Origin of the sequence: Propioniciclava sp. MC1683 (assembly GCF_014164675.1) — a bacterium.
GTDB lineage: Bacteria > Actinomycetota > Actinomycetes > Propionibacteriales > Propionibacteriaceae > Propioniciclava.
Genome location: NZ_JACJFX010000080.1, coordinates 1 through 2,432 on the forward strand (window position 1 = coordinate 1; position 2,432 = coordinate 2,432).

Sequence of the window (2,432 nt, forward strand, 5' to 3'; positions counted from 1 at the left end):
CAGATCGTGACGAACTGGAAACAAGCTCTGGCCCAACTCGCCCTCGTCTACCCCGAACGCATCAACCGCTACCTCTAGATTCGAACAACAACAAGAGGATCCCTTACACAGAAATCTTGACAAGCTCCGCCATGCTGATGGCCCGGGCCGACGCGGTCGGGCTCATCGACTGGTCGGTGAACGTGGACTCCACGATCAACCGCGCCCACCAGCACGGCACCAACCTGCCCCGGGACACAGGGGGCCCCACCGAACTACACGAATCTGCGGCTGGAGCCGCTTGACCACGGCATCGGGCGTTCTCGGGGCGGGTTGACCAGCAAGATCCACCACCTCGTCGATGGCCGGGGAGCGCCGATGGTCGTGGTCGTCTCGGCCGGCCAGTCCGGGGACTCGCCCATGCTGCCGGTCCTACTGGACCACTTGTCGGTGCCCCGGATCGGGTCGGGCCGGCCCCGCACGACCCCAGACCGGCTACGCGGCGACAAGGCCTACTCCTCCCGCGGCCACCGCTCCCTGCTCCGGGCCCGCGGAATCATCGCCACCATCCCCGAACCAGCCGACCAAGTGGCCAACCGGAAACGCCGCGGCAGTGCCGGGGGCCGACCACCCGCCTTCGACCCCGACGACTACAAGAACCGCAACCACGTCGAACGCTCCTTCAACCACGGCAAGCAATGGCGCGGCTTCGCCACTCGCTACGACAAACTCGGCATCGTCTACCGCGGCGCCGCCGTCCTCAACGCCATCATCCGATGTGAGGTTCCCCCCGGGCCGTGGAGGCATCGACAATGAGGATCGAGATGCCAGAGAAGCGAAAGAAGTACGACCGGGAGTTCCGTGAGGGTGCTGTCCGGATCGTTGAAGAGACCAAGAAGCCGATCGCGCAGGTCGCGCGTGATCTTGGGGTGAACGAGGGCACGTTGGGGAACTGGGTGAACCGTGCCCGGGAAACCCGAGAAGGCCGTGACGGGCTGTCCACCGACGACTTCGAGGAGCTGAAGCGGCTCCGTGCTGAGAACGCGGAGCTGCGGATGGAGCGTGATGTCCTCAAGCGATCCGTGGTCCTGTGGGTGAAGGAGGCGACGAAGTGAGCGTGGCCCGCTTCATTGCCGACCAGAGGACCAACCATCAGGTGCCACACACGATCACCTGCCTCCTGCTGGGGGTGAGTCTGGCCTGGTTCTACAAGTGGCTGGCCCGGGCGACGGGTCCGTCAGCAGCCAGTGGCCTGCACACGGACCGGGACCGTCGTCGGGACACGATCGACCGGGCCGTGAAGGTCATGTTCACCCAGAAGCGTGGCCTGCACGGGTCACCCAGGCTGCATGCCGATCTGATCGAGGACGGCTGGCAGGTGAGTGAGAAGACCATCGCCGACTCGATGCGACGTCAAGGCCTCGTTGCGAGGAGAATCAAGCGCCGTAACGGGCTTACACGGCAGGACAAGACGGCCCCGAAGTTCCCGGACCTGCTGAAGCGGAACTTCACCGCCGAGCAGCCCAACACCCGGTGGGTAGGCGATATGACCGAGATCCCCACCGCCGGCGGGAAACTCTATGTGGCGACCGTGATCGACCTCTACTCGCGCCGGCTGCTCGGCGCGGCGACCGGCCTACACCCCGATGCTGAACTGGCCTGTGCAGCGCTCAAGATGGCCATAGCGGCTCGGGGCGGCGTGGATGCGGTCAACGGCCCCGGTTGGCGCACCGACGAGTCCCAGCGGGTCATCTTCCACACCGACCGAGGCTCGACCTACACGGCGAAGGCGTTCACCAAGCTGTGTCGAGTGCTGGGGGTCCGGCAGTCGATGGGCCGGGTCGGTTCGTGTTTCGACAATGCCGCTGCTGAGGCGTTCTTCAGCTCGCTGGAATGGGAGGTCCTCTCACGCCACGAGTTCGACTCCACTCGCCAAGCCCAAGCCGTTGTGCTGGACTGGTGCTACGGGTTCTACAACCACACGCGCCGACACAGCACGATTGGCATGATGAGCCCCATCAACTACGAGAACAGCACGGCGCCCGACCGGGCAGCCGCATAAGAAAGCCCTCCACGATTCGGGGGGAACCACAATGGCTCCAACGGTTACGAGACACGCCCTAGTGCGCTCCTCGTCAACGCAGTGTTGGGGTGCTCGCTCCCCAATACCCTTTGCTGGTCGGCCAACAGCTGCTCGTACAGCGCCCGAGCACCCCCGAGGTCGCCCATATCGCGCATCAGCCCGGCCAAGTTGTAGCGCGTCGCCAAGGTGTTGGGGTGCTCGCTCCCCAATACCCTTTGCTGGTCGGCCAACAGCTGCTCGTACTGAACCGCCTCAGGTTCTCTGCCGCTTCTATGCGGGGAGAGAACTCTGGTGTGAGGTCTCGTAGTAGGCAGCCTCGAACTCGTCGGGGCTGACCATTCCGAGGCTACCGTGGAGCCTGCGGTGGTTG

The 2,432-nt window shown here is 64.8% G+C and carries 5 protein-coding genes; 4 read left to right on the top strand and 1 reads right to left on the bottom strand.

Annotation, left to right across the window (positions count from 1 at the left end; translation table 11 throughout):
• The first annotated feature begins 116 nt into the window (after nucleotides 1-116).
• Genes H5397_RS17245 through H5397_RS17260 form a run of 4 tightly spaced genes read left to right on the top strand, consistent with a single transcriptional unit; the run spans nucleotide 117 to nucleotide 2,041 of the window.
• On the top strand, nucleotides 117-284 hold the full coding sequence (locus H5397_RS17245; RefSeq protein WP_182818964.1) for a hypothetical protein: 168 nt from the start codon (nucleotides 117-119) through the stop codon (nucleotides 282-284).
• A 7-nt stretch (nucleotides 285-291) separates the two neighbouring features.
• On the top strand, nucleotides 292-795 hold the full coding sequence (locus H5397_RS17250) for a transposase (protein WP_309224400.1): 504 nt from the start codon (nucleotides 292-294) through the stop codon (nucleotides 793-795).
• Nucleotides 792-1,094, top strand: coding sequence for a transposase (locus H5397_RS17255; protein WP_220492394.1), 303 nt, complete (start codon nucleotides 792-794; stop codon nucleotides 1,092-1,094). Before H5397_RS17250 ends, H5397_RS17255 begins: the two co-directional genes overlap by 4 nt.
• On the top strand, nucleotides 1,091-2,041 hold the full coding sequence (locus tag H5397_RS17260) for an IS3 family transposase (protein ID WP_182818967.1): 951 nt from the start codon (nucleotides 1,091-1,093) through the stop codon (nucleotides 2,039-2,041). The genes H5397_RS17255 and H5397_RS17260 overlap by 4 nt, the downstream gene beginning before the upstream one ends.
• A gap of 44 nt (nucleotides 2,042-2,085) precedes the next feature.
• Here the strand turns inward: H5397_RS17260 and H5397_RS19245 are convergent, their stop codons facing one another.
• Nucleotides 2,086-2,376: a tetratricopeptide repeat protein gene (locus H5397_RS19245; RefSeq protein ID WP_375539470.1), complete on the bottom strand. Its 291-nt coding sequence runs from the start codon at nucleotides 2,374-2,376 to the stop codon at nucleotides 2,086-2,088.
• Between the last annotated feature and the right edge of the window lie 56 nt (nucleotides 2,377-2,432).